Origin of the sequence: Sphingopyxis sp., from assembly GCF_041916015.1 — a bacterium.
Classification (GTDB): Bacteria; Pseudomonadota; Alphaproteobacteria; order Sphingomonadales; family Sphingomonadaceae; genus Sphingopyxis.
The window spans coordinates 1-20,035 of the sequence record NZ_JAYSAH010000073.1; the positions used below are offsets into that span (position 1 = coordinate 1).

19 protein-coding genes are annotated in these 20,035 nt (G+C 66.3%); 12 read left to right on the forward strand and 7 right to left on the reverse strand.

Annotation, left to right across the window (positions count from 1 at the left end):
- From ACE3SL_RS10225 to gluQRS, 3 genes are all read right to left on the reverse strand, one after another.
- The coding region (locus tag ACE3SL_RS10225; RefSeq protein ID WP_374525631.1) for a cob(I)yrinic acid a,c-diamide adenosyltransferase at positions 1 to 396 on the reverse strand (396 nt) is incomplete at its 3' end.
- Between the two features lie 107 nt (positions 397 to 503).
- Positions 504 to 728 carry a hypothetical protein gene (locus ACE3SL_RS10230; protein WP_374525632.1) on the reverse strand — a complete coding sequence of 75 codons (225 nt, stop codon included), beginning with the start codon at positions 726 to 728 and terminating at the stop codon, positions 504 to 506.
- A 9-nt stretch (positions 729 to 737) separates the two neighbouring features.
- Entirely contained in the window at positions 738 to 1,589 is an 852-nt protein-coding gene (gene gluQRS / locus ACE3SL_RS10235; RefSeq protein WP_374525633.1) for a tRNA glutamyl-Q(34) synthetase GluQRS, read from the reverse strand.
- A 170-nt stretch (positions 1,590 to 1,759) separates the two neighbouring features.
- Between gluQRS and ACE3SL_RS10240 the strand changes: the two genes are divergently transcribed.
- The 3 genes from ACE3SL_RS10240 to ppc all read left to right on the forward strand — a co-directional run bounded on the left by ACE3SL_RS10240 (position 1,760) and on the right by ppc (position 5,592).
- Positions 1,760 to 2,326: an HNH endonuclease gene (locus tag ACE3SL_RS10240; protein ID WP_374525661.1), complete on the forward strand. Its 567-nt coding sequence runs from the start codon at positions 1,760 to 1,762 to the stop codon at positions 2,324 to 2,326.
- Positions 2,327 to 2,410: 84 nt separating this feature from the next.
- Positions 2,411 to 2,836 carry a YbaY family lipoprotein gene (locus tag ACE3SL_RS10245; RefSeq protein ID WP_374525634.1) on the forward strand — a complete coding sequence of 142 codons (426 nt, stop codon included), beginning with the start codon at positions 2,411 to 2,413 and terminating at the stop codon, positions 2,834 to 2,836.
- Positions 2,837 to 2,922: 86 nt separating this feature from the next.
- Positions 2,923 to 5,592, forward strand: a complete 2,670-nt coding sequence (gene ppc / locus ACE3SL_RS10250; protein WP_374525635.1) for a phosphoenolpyruvate carboxylase — start codon at positions 2,923 to 2,925, stop codon at positions 5,590 to 5,592.
- A gap of 103 nt (positions 5,593 to 5,695) precedes the next feature.
- On the opposite strand, the gene ACE3SL_RS10255 is transcribed toward ppc, so the two are convergent.
- The 4 genes from ACE3SL_RS10255 to ACE3SL_RS10270 all read right to left on the reverse strand — a co-directional run bounded on the left by ACE3SL_RS10255 (position 5,696) and on the right by ACE3SL_RS10270 (position 9,636).
- Positions 5,696 to 6,214: a hypothetical protein gene (locus ACE3SL_RS10255; protein WP_374525636.1), complete on the reverse strand. Its 519-nt coding sequence runs from the start codon at positions 6,212 to 6,214 to the stop codon at positions 5,696 to 5,698.
- A gap of 163 nt (positions 6,215 to 6,377) precedes the next feature.
- Entirely contained in the window at positions 6,378 to 7,181 is an 804-nt protein-coding gene (locus ACE3SL_RS10260) for an SDR family oxidoreductase (RefSeq protein WP_374525637.1), read from the reverse strand.
- 136 nt (positions 7,182 to 7,317) lie between these two features.
- Positions 7,318 to 8,436: an acyl-CoA dehydrogenase family protein gene (locus ACE3SL_RS10265; protein ID WP_374525638.1), complete on the reverse strand. Its 1,119-nt coding sequence runs from the start codon at positions 8,434 to 8,436 to the stop codon at positions 7,318 to 7,320.
- Positions 8,437 to 8,439: 3 nt separating this feature from the next.
- Positions 8,440 to 9,636 (reverse strand): acyl-CoA dehydrogenase family protein, encoded by a 1,197-nt coding sequence (locus tag ACE3SL_RS10270; RefSeq protein ID WP_374525639.1) that lies wholly within the window; start codon positions 9,634 to 9,636, stop codon positions 8,440 to 8,442.
- A gap of 173 nt (positions 9,637 to 9,809) precedes the next feature.
- Between ACE3SL_RS10270 and ACE3SL_RS10275 the strand changes: the two genes are divergently transcribed.
- The 9 genes from ACE3SL_RS10275 (at position 9,810) to ACE3SL_RS10315 (ending at position 19,985) form a co-directional block, all read left to right on the forward strand.
- Complete coding sequence (locus ACE3SL_RS10275) at positions 9,810 to 10,667, forward strand: SDR family NAD(P)-dependent oxidoreductase (protein ID WP_374525640.1); 858 nt, start codon at positions 9,810 to 9,812, stop codon at positions 10,665 to 10,667.
- The gene (locus ACE3SL_RS10280) at positions 10,664 to 12,085 is read left to right on the forward strand and encodes an MFS transporter (RefSeq protein WP_374525641.1); all 1,422 of its coding nucleotides are present in this window, start codon (positions 10,664 to 10,666) and stop codon (positions 12,083 to 12,085) included. Before ACE3SL_RS10275 ends, ACE3SL_RS10280 begins: the two co-directional genes overlap by 4 nt.
- Complete coding sequence (locus tag ACE3SL_RS10285) at positions 12,082 to 13,521, forward strand: MFS transporter (protein WP_374525642.1); 1,440 nt, start codon at positions 12,082 to 12,084, stop codon at positions 13,519 to 13,521. The genes ACE3SL_RS10280 and ACE3SL_RS10285 overlap by 4 nt, the downstream gene beginning before the upstream one ends.
- A gap of 110 nt (positions 13,522 to 13,631) precedes the next feature.
- Positions 13,632 to 14,921, forward strand: a complete 1,290-nt coding sequence (locus tag ACE3SL_RS10290; RefSeq protein WP_374525643.1) for an acyl-CoA dehydrogenase family protein — start codon at positions 13,632 to 13,634, stop codon at positions 14,919 to 14,921.
- 111 nt (positions 14,922 to 15,032) lie between these two features.
- A complete protein-coding gene (locus tag ACE3SL_RS10295; RefSeq protein WP_374525644.1) occupies positions 15,033 to 16,124 on the forward strand; it encodes a Zn-dependent alcohol dehydrogenase in 1,092 nt (363 codons plus the stop codon).
- Positions 16,121 to 17,194 carry a phosphotransferase family protein gene (locus ACE3SL_RS10300; RefSeq protein WP_374525645.1) on the forward strand — a complete coding sequence of 358 codons (1,074 nt, stop codon included), beginning with the start codon at positions 16,121 to 16,123 and terminating at the stop codon, positions 17,192 to 17,194. The genes ACE3SL_RS10295 and ACE3SL_RS10300 overlap by 4 nt, the downstream gene beginning before the upstream one ends.
- Positions 17,191 to 17,967 carry an SDR family NAD(P)-dependent oxidoreductase gene (locus ACE3SL_RS10305; RefSeq protein WP_374525646.1) on the forward strand — a complete coding sequence of 259 codons (777 nt, stop codon included), beginning with the start codon at positions 17,191 to 17,193 and terminating at the stop codon, positions 17,965 to 17,967. Before ACE3SL_RS10300 ends, ACE3SL_RS10305 begins: the two co-directional genes overlap by 4 nt.
- Positions 17,967 to 18,770, forward strand: coding sequence for an SDR family NAD(P)-dependent oxidoreductase (locus ACE3SL_RS10310; protein ID WP_374525662.1), 804 nt, complete (start codon positions 17,967 to 17,969; stop codon positions 18,768 to 18,770). The genes ACE3SL_RS10305 and ACE3SL_RS10310 overlap by 1 nt, the downstream gene beginning before the upstream one ends.
- A gap of 12 nt (positions 18,771 to 18,782) precedes the next feature.
- Positions 18,783 to 19,985 carry a serine hydrolase domain-containing protein gene (locus ACE3SL_RS10315; RefSeq protein WP_374525647.1) on the forward strand — a complete coding sequence of 401 codons (1,203 nt, stop codon included), beginning with the start codon at positions 18,783 to 18,785 and terminating at the stop codon, positions 19,983 to 19,985.
- Positions 19,986 to 20,035 lie beyond the last annotated feature (50 nt).

The window sequence follows — 20,035 nt, forward strand, 5'->3', positions numbered from 1 at the left end:
CAGGCGCGCCGCCGCCTCGGTTCCGCCGGGCAGGATGAAGCTTTTAAGCGCGTCGAGACGGTCGTTCATGCGGTCGATCTCGTCCTCGAGGCGCGCGATCTGGCTCGGCACGATGCGCAGCGCCATCTCGTGCGGACCGAAGCCGAACTGGATGTCGGGCGGGGTCGCGAGGTCGGCGCCGAGGTCGAACATCTCGTTCTGGATACGCGACAGCATCGCCGCCTCGTCGCTCGCGGGATCGAGCGCGGCGGCGGCGAGGCCGACCGCGCTGTTCGCTTCGTCGACGTCGCCGATCGCCGTCATCAGCGGCGCCGACTTGGCGATGCGCGAGCCATCGACGAGGCCGGTGGTGCCGTCGTCGCCGGTGCGGGTGTAGATCTTGTTGAGTTTGACCATATTCCTAGCGGGGGCTCGGCACCGGCCCACGCCCCCACCCGGCCTCCCAATGACATGTTACGCTGTTTGGGAGGCCGGGTGGGGGCGTGGGCCGGTGCCGCATTTGTTCAAGAGCCGGCGGCGGTCAGGCCGATGATGATGAGCAGGATGATGGTGATCGCCTGCCATTTCACGCGGGCCATCATCATCTTGTTCTGCATCACCTGATTTTCGTGGACGGTGCCGTTCATCGCCGCGCGGTGCCCCTGCGCAAAATAGATGAGCCCGCGCGCGAGCGAGAAGAGGACGAGGCCGGCGGCCGCGACGACCGCAAGGACGAGAATAATCTGCATCCCTCCACTTTAGGGATTTTGCAGCGAATAGCCAGCGGGAAGCCGCCCCTGCCGCAAATCTTCGGCGAGCGCACGCCCATCGACGCCGGCTTCGCGCAGCGCGGCGAGCGAGGCGGCGGCATCGCGCTTGGCGAGGCGCCTGCTGTCGGGGCCGCAGACGAGCGCGTGATGGCGATAGAGCGGCGTCGGCAGCCCGAGCAGCGCCTGAAGCAGCCGGTGGACGTCGGTCGAGGCGATCAGGTCGGCACCGCGGATCACATGGGTGACGCCCATCGCGGCGTCGTCGATCGTACTCGCGAGATGATAGCTGGCGGGCGCATCCTTGCGCGCGAGGACGACGTCGCCGTGCGCAAGCGGGTCGGCGCGGCGTGGCCCCTGCCCCTGCTCCTCCCAGCGCAGATCGCCCGCGAGCGCGACGGCGCGCGCCATGTCGAGGCGCCAGCAATGCTGCTCTGTGGCGATGCGGCGCGCGCGCTCGGTTTCGGCGAGATCGCGGCACGTGCCCGGATAGATCGCCCCTGAGGGACCGTGGGGAGCCGAGAGGCTGGCGGCGATATCGGCGCGGGTGCAGAAACAGGGATAGACGAGGCCGCGCGCGCGCAGATCCTCCAGCGCCGCCGCATAGTCGCCGAGATGCGCCGACTGGCGCACCGGATCGCCGTCCCGGTCGAGCCCGAGCCAGGCAAGATCGGCGAGCGCGGCGGCGACATAGTCCTCGCGCGAGCGGCTGCCGTCGATATCGTCGATGCGGATGCGGAAAGCGCCGCCGGCTTCACGCGCCGCGCGATGCGCGAGTACGGCGCTATAGGCATGGCCACGATGCAGCTCGCCGGTCGGGCTGGGCGCGAAGCGGGTCAGCATGGCCGGGGAGAGGAATCCATATGCTGTGCGGGGGGCAGGGGAATCATTCCATATCTTGCGGAAGATGCCCCCTTGACGCCAGAATCTGATGCGTCATGTAATGACGGTGTCACGTGCGGGAGGCAGTGGCGCGCCATCCCGTGAAGCAATGGGGGCTGCGTTACCAAGCCATGTTCCATCCCGATCTTGCCCGGCATCCCGATAGCTGTCCTGCGCTGGTGTTGAACGCCGACTATACGCCGCTCAGTTACTACCCCCTGAGCCTGTGGCCGTGGCAGACCGCGGTCAAGGCGGTTTTCCTCGACCGCGTCACGATCGTCGAGAATTACGAGCGCGAGATTCATTCGCCGACGCGGACGATGCCGATCCCGAGCGTGATCGCGCTCCGCCAATATGTGAAGCCGTCGCAATATCCGGCGTTCACGCGCTTCAACCTGTTCCTGCGCGACCGCTTCGCGTGCCAATATTGCGGGTCGGGGAAGGACCTGACCTTCGACCATGTCGTCCCGCGCCGGCTCGGCGGGCGCACGACGTGGGAGAATGTCGCGACCGCCTGCGCGCCGTGCAACCTCAAGAAGGGCGGGCGGACGCCGCAGCAGGCGCATATGCCGCTGCACCAGCAGCCGTGGCGCCCGACGAGCTGGCAGCTGCAGGACAATGGCCGCTGCTTCCCGCCGAACTATCTCCATGAAAGCTGGATCGACTGGCTGTACTGGGATGTCGAGCTGGAAGGCTGACCGGAACCCGAACGGGACAGACAGCGTAAGTTCACCTGCACGCATCCAATGGGCCGCCAACCCTTCAGAAACAGGAGAACCACCATGGTCCGTTCCGCACGCGCCCTTGCGCTCAGCCTTGCCACCCTCCCGCTCGCCGCCTGCGCGACGCTGATGCCGCCGTCCGAAGAGCCGGTGTCGGTCACCGGCAGCATCACCTATCGCGAACGCATGGCGCTGCCCCCGACGGCGCAGGTCGAGGTCACGCTGAGCGACGTCAGCCTGATGGACGCACCGTCGAAGACGATCGCGCAGCAGGCGTTCACCGCCGACGGGCGGCAGGTGCCCTTTGCCTTTTCGCTGACCATCGACCAGCGCAAGCTCGACGCGCGCGGGCGCTATGCGGTGTCGGCGCGGATCACCGATGCGTCGGGGAGACTGATGTTCATCACCGACACCCATAATGGCGTGACCTTCGACGGCCGCCCGCGGGTCGATCTCGGCACGCTGGTGATGGTGCGGACGCGCTGATGAAGGAAAGGAACGCGCGCGCATAGCTATGCGCGCGCGTCCTCCGACTTGACCCTGCGCCTTCGCAGGTGCAGCAAGCTGGGCTCATGGGCCCACCGATCCAGATCTCGCAAAATCCCGACATCCGCTATCTCGGGCGGATATTGGGCGACGTCATTCGCGCTTATGGCGGCGAGAAGCTGTTCCGGCAGACCGAATATATAAGATCGTCGAGCGTCGACCGGCACCGCGGCATCGCCGGGGCCGAGGCGATCGATCCGGGGCTCGACGCGCTGGGACTCGACGACACGATCGCTTTCGTGCGCGGTTTCATGCTGTTTTCGATGCTGGCGAACCTTGCCGAGGACCGGCAGGGGGTCGCCGCCGAGCCCGAGGCGACCGTCGCGGCAGCGCTCGAAAAGCTCCGCGCCGACGGGATCGAGAGCGATGCGGTTGCCGCGCTGCTGGACGCCGCGCTCGTCGCGCCGGTGCTGACCGCGCACCCGACCGAGGTGCGGCGCAAGTCGGTGCTCGACCACAAGAACCGTATCGCCGAGCTGATGACGCTGCGCGACGCCGGGCAGGACGAGACCCCCGAAGGCGATGCCGTCGAGGAGGCGATCCGGCGGCAGATCGTGCTGCTGTGGCAGACGCGCCCGCTGCGCACCGAAAAACTGTTCGTCGCCGACGAGATCGACAATGCGCTGACCTATTTGCGCGATGTCTTCCTGCCCGTGGTGCCGCGGCTCTATGCGCGCTGGGGAAAGGAGCTGGGGACGCGCCCTGCGAGCTTCCTGCGCGTCGGGAGCTGGATCGGCGGCGACCGCGACGGCAACCCCTTCGTCACCGCCGAAACGCTGCACATGGCAACGGCGCGCAATGCGGCGGCAGTGCTCGGCCACTATGCCGACGCGGTGCACGCGCTCGGCGCCGAACTGTCGGTGTCGTCGGGACTGGCGCCGGTGCCGGCGGCGGTCGAGGTGCTTGCCGAGGCGAGCGGCGACACCGCGCCGAGCCGCCGCGACGAGCCCTATCGCCGCGCCCTGTCGGGCATCTATGCGCGGATTTGCGCGACCTATGCGACTATCGTCGGCAAGGCGCCGCCGCGCCCGTCGGCGCTGGCGGGCGAAGCCTATCCGGCGCCGGCCGATTTCCGCCGCGACCTGCTGACGATCGCGACCGGGCTGTCGGCGAGCGGCGAAGGCCAGCTCGGCGGGATCGGCGCGCTCGGACGGCTGATCCGCGCGGTCGAGGTGTTCGGCTTTCACCTTGCGACGCTCGACATGCGGCAGAACAGCGCGGTGCACGAGCGGGTGCTCGCCGAACTGCTGAAGGTGTCCGGGGTCGAAAACGATTATCTGGCGCTGGACGAGGAAGCGCGCGTCGCGTTGCTCCGCCGCGAGCTCGCGGTCAACCGCCCGCTCGCCGCGCCGTGGCATCAATGGAGCGAGGAAACTCGAGGCGAACTCGCGATCGTCCACGCCGCCGCCGCGATCCGCGCGCGGCTGGGCAGCGACGCGATCGTGCAATGGATCATCTCCAAGGCCGAAAGCCTGTCCGACCTGCTCGAGGTCCATGTCCTCGCGCGCGAGGCAGGGCTGTGGTCGGCGGAAGGCAGCGACACGCTGATGGTCGTGCCGCTGTTCGAGACGATCGCCGACTTGGGCGACGCGCCCGCGATCATGGCGCGATACTTCGCGCTGCCCGAAATCGCGCCGCAGGTCGCCGCGCGCGGGCATCAGGAAGTGATGATCGGCTATTCGGATTCGAACAAGGACGGCGGCTACCTGACCTCGACCTGGGGGCTGCATCAGGCGTCGGCGGCGCTGACCCCGGTGTTCGAGGCCGCCGATACGGCGATGCAATTGTTCCACGGCCGCGGCGGCGCGGTCGGGCGCGGCGGGGGCAGCGCCTTCGCAGCGATCCGCGCGCAGCCCGCGGGGACGGTGCAGGGCCGCATCCGCATCACCGAACAGGGCGAGGTGATCGCGGCGAAATATGGCACCGCCGACAGCGCGGCGACCAATCTGGAGGCGATGGTGTCGGCGAGCCTGCTCGCCAGCCTCGAACCCGAAGGACCGGCGGGCGCCGATTGCGCGCGCTTCACCGCGGCGATGGACGCGCTGTCGGACACGGCGTTCGCGGCCTATCGCGGGCTCGTCTACGACACGCCGGCGTTCAAGGATTTCTTTCGCGCGATGACCCCGATCGCCGAGATCGCAACGCTCAAGATCGGATCGCGCCCGTCGAGCCGCACCCGATCGACCGCGATCGAGGATCTGCGCGCGATTCCCTGGGTGTTCAGCTGGGCGCAGGCGCGCACGATGCTGCCCGGATGGTACGGAACGGGCGAGGCCTTCGCGGACTTCGGCGATCAGGCGCTGCTCGCCGACATGGCGGCAAGCTGGCCCTTCTTCGCGGCGCTGCTCGGCAATATGGAGATGGTGCTCGCCAAATCCGACATGGGGATCGCGGCGCGCTATGCCGAACTGGCGAGTCACGTCGAAGGGCATGAGGCGATCTTCACCGCGGTCCGCGACGGCTGGCATCGCGCGCACGACGGGCTGCTCGCGATTACCGGGCAGACCCGGCTGCTCGAGAAGAATCCGGCGCTCGAGGCATCGATCCGGCTGCGCCTGCCCTATATCGAGCCGCTCAACCTGCTGCAGATCGAACTGATGAAGCGCCACCGCGCGGGCGAAACCGACCCACGCGTTGCCGAGGGAATCCAGCTCACGATCAATGCGATCGCGACGGCGCTCAGGAACAGCGGGTAGATGTTATCACTGCGTCATTGCGAGCGAAGCGAAGCAATCCAGGGCGGCTTACGCGCCTCTGGATTGCTTCGCTTCGCTCCTCGCAATGACGAAGGCGTAGACGTCAGCTCTTCGTAATCAGAACCTTGCCCTTGGCATTCGCGCCGTCGGGGGCGAAGTCGATCGTGAAATCGTCGCCGTCCCTGCTCTTGCCCGCGAGCGTGTCGCCGGTTCGGGTGATCTTCACGCCCTTCTTGGCGAACTCACCCGCCATCCAGTCGGCGGCCTTGGCCGGCGCCGCGGGCGAGGTGAAGCCAAGTTCGACCTTGGCGTCGTCCTTGCCGTCCCTGGCGTTCGCATCGACGTTAACGGTCGTGACCTTGCTGCCGGGATAGAGCTTCACCCCGTCGATGTCGAAATCGCCCTCGATGTCGAGGTTGGCGAAATCGGGGAGCTTCATGTCGATTCCGGCGCCCTCGCCGCCGATCTTGATCCGGCCGCTGCCGTCCTTGCCGGTGCTGATCTGGACACCGCCCTTGCCGTCGCCGGCGTTGATCGAAACCTCGGGCTGATCCTTCTTGTCCCCGCCCTGCCCACAGGCGGCGAGGAGCATCATCGGGGGAATCAGAAAGGCAAAGCGCATGGCACATCTCCTTGGTGCATTAGTTAAATAATACACCTTGAGGCGAGCCGAGTCAATCTCGCCCCTTTTTCGTCATGCCGGGCTTGACCCGGCATCCCGCTTCTTTGAAGGCGATTAGCGGGGCCCCGGATCAAGTCTGGGGTGACGATCGAAACGAAGGCGGTCAGGCGTCGATGCTGGTCTTGAGGTCGCCGTGGACCAGCCCGCCATCGACGGCGATCGTGTCGCCGACGACATAGTCGCCTGCCTTCGACGCGAGGAAGATCGCGGCGCCGGCCATATCCTCGGGGACGCCGATGCGCTTGACCGGGATGCTCTTCGCGACCGAGTCGCCATGGTCGCGCGCGGCCTTGTTCATGTCCGACTGGAAGGCGCCCGGCGCGATCGCGGTGACGAGGATATTGTCGGTCACCAGCCGCGCCGCGAGGCGCTTGGTCAGATAGAGGATCGCCGCCTTTGACGCGTGATAGCTATAGGTTTCCCACGGGTTGAGACGCATGCCGTCGATCGAGCCGATGTTGATCACCTTCGCGGGGCGTTCGGCACTGCCGCCCGCCTTGAGCAGGCCGTGGAGCGCTTGCGTGAGGAAAAAGGGCGATTTGACGTTGATGTCCATCACCTTGTCCCAGCCCGCCTCGGGGAAGCCCTCGAACGGTTCACCCCATGCGGCACCGGCATTGTTGACGAGGATGTCGAGCCGTTCCTCGCGCGCCTCGAGTTCCTTTGCCAGCGCGCGGCAGCCCTCGACGGTCGAAAGGTCGACGGGGAGCCCGATGACCTTGCCCGGATAGCGCGTCTCGAAATCGGCGACGGCTTCCTCGATCTGCGCGGTCTTGCGCGCCGAGATGTAGACGCGCGCGGCGCCCGCGGCGAGATAGCCCTCGACGATCATCTTGCCGATGCCGCGCGAGCCGCCGGTGACGAGCGCGATGCGGCCGTCGAGGCCGAACATGTCAGTGAGGTTCATAGGATCATCCTTTCGACTCCCTCCCCTTTAGGGGAGGGTTGGGGTGGGGCATGTTGCAGGCCCTCCCCGCTGCGACTAGCCGGCAAGCCGGTAAGTCTCGCTGCCCCTCCCGCCTGCGGGAGGGGATGGGTTCAACTCAATATCCGTTCATGCGGGCGACCTGGTCGATGTGATAATGCACGTCGCCCATATATTCGGCGAGCGCGCGGTCGCGTTTCATATAGAGGCCGATGTCATATTCGTCGGTCATGCCGATGCCGCCGTGCATCTGCACGCCCTCGCGCACCGCGAGGTTCGCGGCGCGGCCGGCCTTGGCCTTGGCGACCGAGACCATCAGCTTGGCGCCTTCGCTGCCCTCGTCGAGGAGCTGCTGCGCCTTCATCACGGTGGCGCGCGCGACTTCCATCTCACCATAGAGATGCGCGGCGCGGTGCTGGAGGCCCTGGAACTCGCCGATCAGCTTGCCGAACTGCTTGCGCTCCTTGAGGTAATTCACCGTCATGTCCATTGCGCCCTGACCGACGCCGACCATTTCGGCGGCCGCGCCGGTGCGTGTTGCGGCGAGCAGCGCGTCGAGGATCTCGCCGCCGGCATCGACTTCGCCGATCACCGCGTCGGCATCGACCGCGACGCCGTCGAGGGTGACATGGCTCGCGAGGCTCGAATCGACGAGGCGGCGCGGGTCGGCGGTCAGGCCCTTGGCATCCTTCGGCACCGCGAACAGGGTGATGCCGCCGTCGGTCTTCGCCGCGACGATGCTCATGTCGGCGACATGGCCGTGGAGCACGAAGCTTTTCTTGCCGTCGAGGCGGAAGCCGTTGCCCGCGCGCGTCGCGGTGGTCGCGATGCGGTCGGGACGGTGCTTGGCGCCCTCGTCGATCGCGAGCGCGACGATCGCTTCGCCGCCCGCGATCGCGGGGAGCCAGCGGCCCGCCTGCGTGCCGCCCGCCTTCGCGAGCGCGGCGACCGCGCCGACGCTGGTCGACAGGAAAGGCGACGGGGTCAGGTTGCGGCCGATTTCCTCGAGCACGATGCCCGCCTCCATATGCCCCATGCCGAGCCCGCCGTGCGCCTCGGGAACGAGCATCCCAGGCAGGCCCATTACGGTGAACTGGGCCCAGAGGTCGCGCGAGAAGCCTGTCGCGTCGGCCTCATCGCGCAGCTTGCGCAGATGCGAAACGGGGGCCTGTTCGGCCACGAAGGGGGCGACGCTGTCCTTGAGCATCGCCTGGTCGTCGTTGTGATACAAAGGCATGGGTCAGGCTCCGGGCAGGTCGAGGATACGCTTGGCGATGACGTTGAGCATGACTTCGCTCGTGCCGCCTTCGATCGAATTGGCCTTGGTGCGCAGCCAGGTACGCGCACGGGCGCCGCCCTTGCTCTCCTCGCTGTCCCATTCGAGCGCGTCGCTGCCGCCGCCCGCCATGACGAGCTCGTGGCGGCGCTTGTTGAGCTCGGTGCCGACATATTTCATCATGTTCGACGACGCAGGGTGCGCGCGGCCGGTCTTCCACATATCCATGAAGCGCTCGCCCATCGCGCGATAGGCAAAGACGTCGACGTCGAACGCCGCCATCTCGGCACGCAGGATCGGGTCGTCGAGCTCGCCATGGTCGTTCTTGCCGATCGCCTTGGCGAAGGCGCCGCCGATGCTGACCATGTCGCCGCCCGCACCGCCGCCCGAAATCATCTCGCGTTCGTGGCCGAGCAGATATTTGGCGACGTCCCAGCCGCGGTTGATCTCGCCGATAAACTGCGTCTTGGGCACCTCGACATCGTCGAAGAAGGTCTCGCAGAAGGGCGAGTTGCCGCTGATCAGCAGGATCGGCTTGGTCGTGACGCCCTTGCTCTCCATGTCGAAAAGCATGAAGGTGATGCCCTGATATTTATTCGCCTTGTCGGTGCGGACGAGGCAGAAGATCCAATCGGCCTTGTCGGCGTAGCTGGTCCAGATCTTCGACCCGTTGACGACCCAGTGATCGCCCCCCACCGGATCAGAAACTTCCTCGCCGAAGGTCTGCAGGCTGACGAGGTCGCTGCCCGAGCCGGGCTCCGAATAGCCCTGGCACCAGCGAATTTCGCCGCGCGCGATCTGGTTCAGATAATGGACCTTCTGCTCCTCGGTCCCGAACTGGAGCAGCGCGGGGCCGAGCATCCAGATGCCGAAGCTGTCGAGCGGCGAACGCGCGTTGATGCGCTTCATTTCCTGTTTGAGGATCTTGGTCTCTTCGGGCGAGAGGCCGGCGCCGCCATAGGCCTTCGGCCAGTCGGGGACCGTGTAACCCTTCGACACGCAGGCTTCGAGCCACGCTTTCTGGGCGTCGTTCTTGAACACCCATTTGCGGCCGCCCCAGCACACGTCGCCTTCGTCGCGGACGGGCTCGCGCATTTCGGGGGGGCAGTTGGCTTCCAGCCACGCGCGCACTTCGGCGCGGAAGGCGTCCAGATCGCTCATCTTCAAGGCTCCTCTTCTGATCCCGAAACTAAGGCCTGACTGCTACTTTACGCAAGCGTCAACTTGATTGGACATACCTGCCGTTACGGCGCCGTAACGTCGGATCGACCGCCGTTGACGCGTCACCTTTGGCGCCTAAGCTAGGTGGCAAAAGAAAACGGGAGAGCAGAGATATGCGATTCGCAGGCAAGGTCGCCGTGGTCACCGGCGCGGCATCGGGCATCGGCAAGGCGGCGGTCTTGAAACTCGCGGGCGAAGGCGCGCATGTCTTCGCCGCCGACATCGACGAAGCGGGCGGCAAGGCGCTCGCCGAGCAGTCGAACGGCAAGATCGATTTCGTCCGCTGCGACGTGACCGTGCCCGCCGACATCGAGGCGCTGATGAACACCGCCGCCGAAAAGGCGGGCGGGATCGACATCGTCTTCAACAACGCCGCCGCGGGCGGCGACCGCGCCCCGATCGACGAGATCACCCCCGAAGGCTGGGACCGCTCGATGGACCTGATCCTGAAATCGGTCGCGATGGGCATCCGCTATGCGAGCCCGCACATGAAGGGCCGGAAAGGCGCGAGCATCGTCAACACCGCCAGCGTCGCGGCGCTCGGCGCGGGCTATTCGCCGACCGCCTATGCGGTGGCGAAAGCGGGCGTGCTCCACCTAACCAAGGTCGCGGCGACCGACCTTGCCCAATATGGCATCCGGGTGAACGCGATCTGTCCCGGCTTCATCAACACCAATATCTTCACCTCGTCGCTCGAAGTACCCGACGAAAGCAAGGACGCCGCCAAGGCGATCATCGCCGACATGAGCGCGCACGCGCAGCCGGTCGCGCGCGGCGGCCAGCCCGAGGATATCGCCAACGCCGTCGCCTATCTGGCGAGCGAGGATTCATCGTTCATGACCGGCACGCATATGCTCGTCGATGGCGGCCTGACGATCGGCCAGCGCCATGCCTGGGACCCCAATGAACCGGGAATGTTCGATGCGCTGACCGCAATGGAGGAAGCCGCCAAGGCCGGAACCGCGGCGTGAGCGCCGCGACGCCGGCGCCCGCGCGTCTGCCGCTGAAACTCAAGCTGTATCACGGGCTCGGCAGCGTCGCCTATGGCATCAAGGACAACGGCTTTTCGACCTTCCTGCTGCTGTTCTACAATCAGGTGCTCGGCATGGACGCGAAGCTCGTCAGCCTGGCGCTGATGCTCGCGCTCGTCCTCGACGCCTTCGTCGACCCGGTGATCGGCTATCTGTCCGACCAGACGCACACGCGCTGGGGCCGGCGGCTGCCGTGGCTCTATATCGCACCGATCCCGCTCGCCTTTGCCTGGTTCGCGCTGTGGACGCCCGAGGCCGGCGCAACGCCGGGCTTCTGGCACCTCGTCAGCGTAGCGGTGATCGTGCGCAGCCTCGTCTCCTGCTGCGAAGTGCCGTCGGTCGCGCTGCTCCCCGAACTGACGCGCGACTATGACGAGCGCACGACGCTGATGCGCTATCGCTATCTGTTCGGCTGGGCGGGGGGGCTGCTGATGCTGTTCCTCGCCTATGACGTCTTCCTCGCAAAGTCGCTGCTCGCGGTCGATGGCTATTATCAATATGGCCTGTTCGGCGGGTTGCTGATGGCCGCGACGGTGCTGGTCTCCGCGGCGGGACAGCATCGCTGGGCGGCGCGCTGGCCCGATCGCAAGCCCTCTGCGCTGAGCCCCGTCACCGCCTTTCGCGAAATCCGCGAGGCGCTGACTCATCCGGCCTTCCTGATCCTGCTCGCGGCAGGAGCGATCGCCTATACGAGCCAGGGGATCACCTTCTCCATCTCCAACTATCTCTATTTGTTCATCTGGCGCTTCTCGCCCGAGGCCTTCATGATCTATCCATGGGTGCTGTTCGCGAGCGTCGTCGGCACCTTCCTGCTCGTCGGTCCCGCGCACCAGCGCTTCGGCAAGCGGACCACCGCGATCGCGGGCGGGATGATCGGCATGATCTTCTGGGTCACGCCCTTCGTGCTGCGCCACCTCCACCTGTGGCCCGTCGAGGGGAGCACGGCTTCGACCGCCGGGCTGTTTGTCTTCTTCTTCCTCGCCAACCTGTTCAGCGTTTCGGTGATGATCTCGGGCGGGTCGATGATCGCCGACATCGTCGAGGCGTCGGAAGTCGAAACCGGGCGCCGCAGCGAGGGCACCTTCTTCGCGGGCAATTTCTTCATGCAGAAATGCGCGACCGGGCTCGGCATCTTCGCCACCGGACTGCTCGTCGATCTCGCCGGGATTCCCGAAAAGGCCGATCCCGCGAAGGTGCCCGAAAGCGTGATCGACAATTTCTCCTTCTATTATTGCGTGCTGGTCATCCTGGCCGCGATCCTCTCTTCGCTGATCTTCCGCTATTATCCGATCAACCGCGAGGATCATGAGGCGCGTGTCGCCGCGCTTGCCGCGGCCGAAAGCGGCGATCGGCGATGACCGCACAGCCGGCCTCCCATGCGCTGCCGGCGCGGATCAAGCTCGCGCACGGGCTCGGGTCGGTTACGCTCGGGATCAAGGAGGCGGGGCTCACCACCTTCTTCATGCTCTATTACAATCAGGTGCTCGGCTTCGATCCGCGCACCGTGTCGCTCGTACTGATCGGGGCGATGTTCGTCGATGCGATGGCCGATCCGCTGATCGGCCGCCTGTCCGACGCGACCCGGACGCGGCTCGGGCGGCGGCTGCCCTGGCTCTATGGTGCCGCGCTGCCGATGGCGATCGCATGGGCCTTGCTCTGGGTTTCGCCCGACATCGCGAAGCATTCGACGCTCGGCCTCATGCTCAACGTCGTCGCGGTGCGCATCCTCGTTTCGGCATGCGAGATTCCGTCGATCTCGCTCGTCGCCGAACTGACGCGCGATTATGACGAGCGCACCACGCTGGTGCGCTACCGCTTCCTCTTCGGCTGGCTCGGCGGGCTGCTGGCGACCGCGCTCGCCTATAATGTCTTCCTGAAATCGGACGATCCGGCGAAGAGCGGGCTGCTCGATCCCGCGGGCTACACCGCCTTCGGGCTGTTCGGCGCGGTGCTGATCCTGCTGACGACGCTCGGCTCGGCGCTCGGCCAGCAGCGGCGCATCCTGTCGCTGCCGGTCGCGGCCAAGGCGCAGCACGGCAAGTCGATGCTCGCCGATATCGCGCTCGCCTTTCGCAACCCGGCCTTCGTCGCGCTGGCGGGCGGCGCGCTGTTCATCATCACCGGCTATGCGACGACGATCGCCGCGATCAACTATATGATGCTCTATGTCTGGCAACTCACCGACGCGCAGCTCCGCCTCTATCCGCTCGGCCTCGCGATCGCGGTGTTCGGCGCCTTTGCGATGGTGGGAATCGCGCATCGCCGCTTCGGCAAGCGCGACACCGCGATCGGTGCGGTGCTGCTGAGCGGTGTAGTCGCCTTTCTTCCCTATGCGGCGCGCAATCTCGGCTGGTGGCCCGAGCTCGGCGGCTGGACGTCGATGACCTTGCTGCTCGCGCTGATGACCGTGGCGCTGTTCGGGCAGATCGTCGCCAACATCTCCTCCTCGTCGATGGTCGCCGAGATCGTCGAGGCGCACGAGGTCGCGCATGGCACGCGGATCGAAGGGGTCTTCTTCGCCGGCTATCTGATGGTGCAGAAGTTCGGGCAGGCGCTGGGCATCTTTCTCGTCGGCCAGCTCGTCGCCTATGTGGGACTCGGCGGGCAGGTGAAACCCGAGGACTGGCCCGCGAGCGCCGCGGCGACGATGGGATGGATTTTCGCCGCGCTGATGGTGCTGATCGCCGCCGCGGCCGCGACGGGGCTCAGCCGCTATGCGATCGACCGCGCGAGCCACGAGGCGCGGCTCGCCGAGCTCGCGGCCGCCGCCGACCGCGAAGGCCGGGCGCCGTAACGGAAGATTGCGCCGCATCCCTCACGCGAGCAATTTTATGGGCGGCGGGACTTGGCAAGGCCGGCGAATCGGTCCAAAGGTTTACGTAAACGTAAAGGGAAGGAAGGCGCATGGAGTTCGATCTTACCGACCGGCAGAAACATTGGCAGGGCCGGGTCCGCGAGTTCATCGAGCGCAAGGTCCGCCCCGCTTATCCGACCTACAAGGAACAGGACGCCGCGGGCGATCGCTGGAAGGTGATCCAGGTCGTCGAGGACCTGAAGGCCGAGGCGAAGGCCGCGGGCATCTGGAACCTGTTCATGCCGCCGCGCAGCGGCGCACACCACCATGTCGACGAGACGTTCGAATTCGAGGGCCCCGGCCTCACCAACCTCGAATATGCGCTCTGCGCCGAGGAAATGGGCCGCGTTGGCTTCGCGAGCGAGGTGTTCAACTGCTCGGCGCCCGACACCGGCAATATGGAGGTCTTCCACCGCTACGGCACGCGCGCGCAGAAAGACAAATGGCTGAAGCCGCTGATGGAGGGCGAGATCCGCTCGGCCTTCCTGATGACCGAACCCGCGGTCGCCTCGTCCGACGCAACCAATATCGAGACGCGGATCGAGCGCGACGGCGACGATTATGTCATCAACGGCACCAAATGGTGGTCGTCGGGCGCGGGCGATCCGCGCTGCAAGGTCGCGATCGTGATGGGCAAGACCGACTTCGGCGCCAAGCGCCACGCGCAGCAGTCGATGCTCGCGGTGCCGATGGACACGCCCGGCATCCACATCAAGCGCTTCCTGCCGGTCTTCGGCTATGACGACGCACCGCACGGCCATATGGAAATCGAGCTCAAGGACGTGCGCGTCAATGCCGAGGATGCGATGCTGCTCGGCGAGGGCCGCGGCTTCGAGATCGCGCAGGGACGCCTCGGGCCGGGCCGTATCCATCATTGCATGCGCACGATCGGCACCGCCGAGGAAGCGCTGGAAAAGATGTGCAAGCGGCTCCAGTCGCGCACCGCCTTCGGCAAGACGATCGCCGAGCACAGCATCTGGGAACAGCGCATCGCCCGCGCGCGCATCGACATCGAAATGACGCGGCTGCTCTGCCTCAAGGCCGCCGACATGATGGACAAGGTCGGCAACAAGTCGGCCGCGGCCGAGATCGCGATGATCAAGGTGCAGGCTCCGAACATGGCGCTGCAGATCATCGACGATGCGATCCAGGCGCATGGCGGCGGCGGCGTCAGCGACGATTTCGGGCTCGCCAAGATGTACGCCGGCCAGCGCACGCTGCGCCTCGCCGACGGACCCGACGAGGTGCACGCGCGCGCGATCGCGCGGATCGAGTTCGCCAAGCATGCGCCCGCGAGCGATCCGGGCTTTTCGTCGGGCGATATCGGGGTTTCGCGCTAGCCTCCCCTCCCGCTTGCGGGAGGGGCCGGGGGAGGGCCTGTTCCGCTTCGAGTTCGACATGCCCTCCCCTAGCCCCTCCCGCAAGCGGGAGGGGGACGAACGGAGATTGTGATGACCAAAGCCGCCGTCCTGATCGAACCGGGCAAACCGCTGCAGATCGAAGAGATTATCGTCGACAAGCCCGGCCCGCACGAGGTGCGCATCCGCACCGCAGCGTGTGGCCTCTGCCATTCGGACCTGCATTTCATCGACGGCGCCTATCCGCATCCGCTGCCCGCGATTCCCGGCCATGAGGCGGCGGGGATCGTCGAAGCGGTCGGCAGCGAGGTGCGCACGGTGAAGCCGGGCGACGCGGTCGTCACCTGCCTCAGCGCCTTCTGCGGCCATTGCGAATTCTGCGTCAGCGGCCGCATGTCGCTGTGCATGGGCGGCGACACGCGCCGCGCCGTCGGGTCGGCGCCGCGAATCACGCGCCCCGACGGATCGCCGGTCAACCAGATGCTCAATCTCTCGGCCTTTTCCGAGGTGATGCTGGTCCACGAACATGCCTGCGTCGCGATCGACCCCGACATGCCGCTCGACCGCGCCGCGGTGATCGGCTGCGCGGTGACGACGGGCGCGGGAACGATCTTCAACGCCTGCAAGGTGACGCCTGGCGAAACGGTCGCCGTCGTCGGCTGCGGCGGCGTCGGGCTCGCCACGATCAACGCCGCGAAGATCGCCGGCGCGGGCCGGATCATCGCCGCCGACCCGGTTCCCGAGAAACGCGAACTCGCGAAGAAGCTGGGCGCAACCGACGTCGTCGATGCGCTCGCCGACGATGCCGCGAAGCAGATCGTCGAGCTGACCAGGGGCGGCGTCGATCACGCGATCGAGGCCGTGGGCCGTCCGGCCTCGGCCAGCCTCGCCGTCGCCTCGCTGCGCCGCGGCGGCACCGCGACGATCCTCGGCATGATGCCGCTTTCGGAAAAGGTCGGGCTCAGCGCGATGGACCTGCTCGCCAGCAAGAAATTGCAGGGCGCGATCATGGGCGGCAACCGCTTCCCCGTCGATATTCCGCGCCTCGTCGATTTCTACCTGCGCGGGCTGCTCGACCTCGACAGCATCGTCGCCGAAACGATTCCGCTCGAAAAAATCAACGAAGGGTTCGACAAGATGAAGAAAGGCGATGCCGCGCGGTCGGTGATCGTGTTCGACCGATGACGACGGGTCTCGACGCGCAGAAGGCCTTCAGCGGCACGGTTGCGCCTGAAGGCGCCGACGTCCTCGACGAGGCGAAGCTGACGGCGTGGATGGAAGCGAATGTCGAGGGTTTCGAGGGTCCGCTGACGCAGAGCAAGTTCGCGGGCGGCCAGTCGAACCCGACCTACAAGATTTCGGCGCCTTCGGGGAACTACGTCCTCCGCCGCAAGCCGTTCGGCCCGCTGCTTCCTTCGGCGCACGCGGTCGACCGTGAATATAAGGTGCAGGCCGGCCTCTATAAGATGGGCTTTCCGGTCGCGCGCCAATATGGACTTTGCACCGACGACGATGTGGTCGGCAGCTGGTTCTACGTCATGGGCATGGTCGACGGCCATACCATCTGGGACGGATCGATGCCCGGATCGACCCCCGGGAACCGCCGCGCCACCTATGATGCGATGATCGATACGCTCGCCGCGCTGCACAGCGTCGATGTCGAGGCGGCGGGGCTGTCAGACTTCGGCAAGCCCGGCAATTATTTCGGCCGCCAGGTTGACCGCTGGACCAAGCAGTACAAGCTCTCCGAGACCGAGACGATGGACGAAATGGAGCAGCTGATCGCCTGGCTCCCCGCAACCCTGCCCGAGCAGACCCGAACCAGCGTCGTCCATGGCGATTACCGCATCGACAATATGATCTATGCGAAGGACCGGCCCGAGGTGCTCGCGGTGCTCGACTGGGAGCTTTCGACGCTCGGCGATCCGCTCGCCGATTTCACCTATGTCGCAATGGCGTGGGTGACCGAGAATGGCGGGCGGTCGGGCGTCATGGACCTCGACCGCGTGGGCCTCGGCATCCCCGAGCTCGACGAGGTCGTCGAACGCTATTGCGCTGCCACCGGCCGTGACGGGGTGCCCGACATGAACTGGTATTTCGCCTATAATTTCTTCCGCCTCGCCGGGATCATGCAGGGGATCAAGAAGCGCGTCATCGACGGCACCGCCTCCTCGGCCCATGCCAAGGCGATGTCCGAACGCGTCCTCCCGCTCGCGCAAAAAGCATGGGACTTTGCAAAGAAAGCCGGAGCATGAGCCTTTTCGATATGAGCGGTCAGGTCGCGCTGATCACCGGATCGTCGCGCGGCATCGGCAAGGCGATCGCCGAAGCGATGGCCGAACAGGGCGCGAAAGTCGTGATCTCGAGCCGCAAGGCCGACGCGTGCGAGGCGACGGCGGCCGACATCAACGCGCGCTTCGGCGAGGGCACCGCGATCGCAGTTCCGGCGAACATCTCGTCGAAGGAGGATTTGCAGAATCTCGTCGATACGACGCGCAAAAGCTTCGGCAAGATCACCGCGCTCGTCTGCAACGCCGCGTCGAACCCCTATTACGGCCCCGGCCTCGGCATCGCCGACGAGCAGTTCCGCAAGATCATGGACAACAACATCCTGTCCAACCACTGGCTGATCTCCATGGTCGCGCCCGAGATGGTCGCGCGCGGCGAAGGCGCGATCACGATCATCAGCTCGATCGGCGGCCTGAAAGGTTCGCCGATCATCGGCGCCTATTGCATCTCGAAGGCCGCCGACATGCAGATGGCGCGCAACTTCGCCGTCGAACTCGGCGAGGCCGGCGTGCGCGTCAATTGCATCGCGCCGGGCCTGATCCGCACCGATATGGCGCGCGCGCTCTGGGAAAATGAAGAGAATTTGCGGCGCTCGACCGCCGCATCGACGCTGAAGCGGATCGGCGAACCGCACGAGATCGCGGGCGCCGCGGTCTTCCTCGCCAGCAAGGCGGGGGCTTTCACCACCGGCCAGACCATCGTCTGCGATGGCGGGGCCACAATTTCGGGAGGCGCATGATGGGCGCATTGGACGGCAAGATCGCGATCATCACCGGCGCGGGCAGCGGCATCGGCCGCGCGAGCGCGCTGCGCTTCGCCGCCGAGGGCGCGAAGCTCGTCATCGGCGACAAGACGGCGGCGGTGCATGACACCGCCAAGGCGGTGAAGGACGCGGGCGGCGAGGCCGTCGCGCTGGAGATCGACGCCGGGGTCGAGGCCGATGTCGCAAAGCTCGTCGCCACCGCGAAGGAAACCTACGGCGGCCTCGACGTCGCCTTCGCCAACGCCGGGATCATCGGCGACATGGGCGGCATTTTCGATTTCGACCCCGCCGCCTGGGCCGAGACGCTGCGCGTCAATTTGATCGGCCCGGCACTGATGGTGAAGCATGCCGGGAAGGCAATGGTCGATCAGGGCCGCGGCGGCGCGATCGTGCTGACGGCCAGCGTCGCAGGGCTCAATTCGGGCGCCGGTCCGGGCGCCTATTCGGCGTCGAAGGCGGGGGTCATCAACCTTGCCAAGGTCGCGGCGCAGCAGCTTTCGACGAGCGACGTGCGCGTCAACGCGGTATGCCCCGGCCTCACCGAGACCGGGATGACCAAGCCGACCTTCGACTATGCCAAGGCGAAGGAGGTCACGCACAAGCTCGGCCAGCTCAATCCGCTGCGCCGCGCCGCACAGCCCGAGGAGCTGGCGAACGTCGCGCTCTTCCTTGCGAGCGACCAGGCAAGCTATGTCAACGGACAGGCGATCGCAGTCGATGGCGGCCTCACCAGCTCGCACCCGGTGACGCGCCAGCTTCTGGGTCAGACCTCGCACTAGGACGAAGACAATATGGGTCACGGTTTCGATACCAAGCGGCTGGACCGCATCCCGGCTTTCCTGCAAGCGAAATATGTCGACAGCGGCCGCCTGCCGCACGCGGCGACTCTGGTGTCGCGGCGCGGCGAGATCGCGCATCTGTCGTGCATCGGCGATGCGCGGCCGGGCGAAGCGCTGAAGGAGGACGCGATCTTCCGCATCGCCAGCATGACCAAGCCGATCACCAGTATCGCCTTCATGATGCTGGTCGAGGAGGGCAAGGTCGCGCTCAGCGATCCGTTGGTGAAATATTGCCCGGAGTTCAGGGACACCGGTGTCTTCGTCGCGGGAGGCGGCAACGTCCCCTTCCTGACGCGCCCGCCCGCGCGCCCGATCCTGATGGTCGACCTGCTCCGCCACACCTCCGGGCTGACCTATGGCTTTCAGGAGCGCACGCCTGTCGACGCCGCCTATCGCAAGACCAAGATCGACGATTTCGACGCCGCCTTCACGATGGACAGCTTCATCGAGGGGCTGGCGAAGATTCCGCTGCAATTCGATCCCGGCGCGCACTGGAATTATTCGATGGCGACCGACGTGCTCGGCGCGGTGATCGAGCGGATCGAGGGCAAGCCCTTTGCCGAGGTGCTGCAAGAGCGCATCTTCGGGCCGCTCGGCATGGTCGATACCGGCTTCAAGGTGCCCGCCGACCGGCAGCACCGGCTGACCGACGCCTATGCCTTTCACCCGAAGGACAAGATGCAGCAGTTCGACGCCGGCGACCGCAGCCGCTGGGCGAAGGACAGGAGCTTCCATTCGGGCGGCGGCGGGCTCGCCTCGACGCTCCACGACTATCATCGTTTCTGCCTGATGCTGCTCGGCGGCGGCAAATTGGGCGATACGCGCATCATCAGCCGCAAGACGCTGGACCTGATGACGTCGAACCATCTCGTCGGCGGCGGCGACCTGACGCAGCACAGCGTCGGCATCTTTTCGGAAGACGAGAATGCCGGAGTCGGCTTCGGCCTCGGCTTCGCGGTGACGCTCGATCCCGCGGCCGCGGGCATTCCGGGGTCGGCGGGCGACTTCTATTGGGGCGGCATGTTCTCGACCGGCTTCTTCGTCGATCCGGTCGAGGAAATCTGCATGGTCTTCATGACTCAGCTCATGCCCTCCTCCACCTATCCCGTGCGGCGCGAGGTCAAGACCCTCGTCCACGCCGCGCTCGACGACTGAAATGCAACACCCCTTTCCGTTCGCCGCGCGCGGACGGGCCATTGATTGAA

Bases quoted from the DNA above. Each gene is read 5' to 3' on its own strand.
- ACE3SL_RS10300 (WP_374525645.1), top strand. From the start codon at position 16,121: ATGACGACGGGTCTCGACGCGCAGAAGGCCTTCAGCGGCACGGTTGCG.
- ACE3SL_RS10315 (WP_374525647.1), top strand. From the start codon at position 18,783: ATGGGTCACGGTTTCGATACCAAGCGGCTGGACCGCATCCCGGCTTTC.
- ACE3SL_RS10305 (WP_374525646.1), top strand. From the start codon at position 17,191: ATGAGCCTTTTCGATATGAGCGGTCAGGTCGCGCTGATCACCGGATCG.
- ACE3SL_RS10290 (WP_374525643.1), top strand. From the start codon at position 13,632: ATGGAGTTCGATCTTACCGACCGGCAGAAACATTGGCAGGGCCGGGTC.
- ACE3SL_RS10285 (WP_374525642.1), top strand. From the start codon at position 12,082: ATGACCGCACAGCCGGCCTCCCATGCGCTGCCGGCGCGGATCAAGCTC.
- ACE3SL_RS10275 (WP_374525640.1), top strand. From the start codon at position 9,810: ATGCGATTCGCAGGCAAGGTCGCCGTGGTCACCGGCGCGGCATCGGGC.
- ppc (WP_374525635.1), top strand. From the start codon at position 2,923: ATGGGCCCACCGATCCAGATCTCGCAAAATCCCGACATCCGCTATCTC.
- ACE3SL_RS10265 (WP_374525638.1), bottom strand. From the start codon at position 8,436: ATGCCTTTGTATCACAACGACGACCAGGCGATGCTCAAGGACAGCGTC.
- gluQRS (WP_374525633.1), bottom strand. From the start codon at position 1,589: ATGCTGACCCGCTTCGCGCCCAGCCCGACCGGCGAGCTGCATCGTGGC.
- ACE3SL_RS10295 (WP_374525644.1), top strand. From the start codon at position 15,033: ATGACCAAAGCCGCCGTCCTGATCGAACCGGGCAAACCGCTGCAGATC.
- ACE3SL_RS10270 (WP_374525639.1), bottom strand. From the start codon at position 9,636: ATGAGCGATCTGGACGCCTTCCGCGCCGAAGTGCGCGCGTGGCTGGAA.
- ACE3SL_RS10255 (WP_374525636.1), bottom strand. From the start codon at position 6,214: ATGCGCTTTGCCTTTCTGATTCCCCCGATGATGCTCCTCGCCGCCTGT.
- ACE3SL_RS10230 (WP_374525632.1), bottom strand. From the start codon at position 728: ATGCAGATTATTCTCGTCCTTGCGGTCGTCGCGGCCGCCGGCCTCGTC.
- ACE3SL_RS10245 (WP_374525634.1), top strand. From the start codon at position 2,411: ATGGTCCGTTCCGCACGCGCCCTTGCGCTCAGCCTTGCCACCCTCCCG.
- ACE3SL_RS10260 (WP_374525637.1), bottom strand. From the start codon at position 7,181: ATGAACCTCACTGACATGTTCGGCCTCGACGGCCGCATCGCGCTCGTC.
- ACE3SL_RS10240 (WP_374525661.1), top strand. From the start codon at position 1,760: ATGTTCCATCCCGATCTTGCCCGGCATCCCGATAGCTGTCCTGCGCTG.
- ACE3SL_RS10310 (WP_374525662.1), top strand. From the start codon at position 17,967: ATGGGCGCATTGGACGGCAAGATCGCGATCATCACCGGCGCGGGCAGC.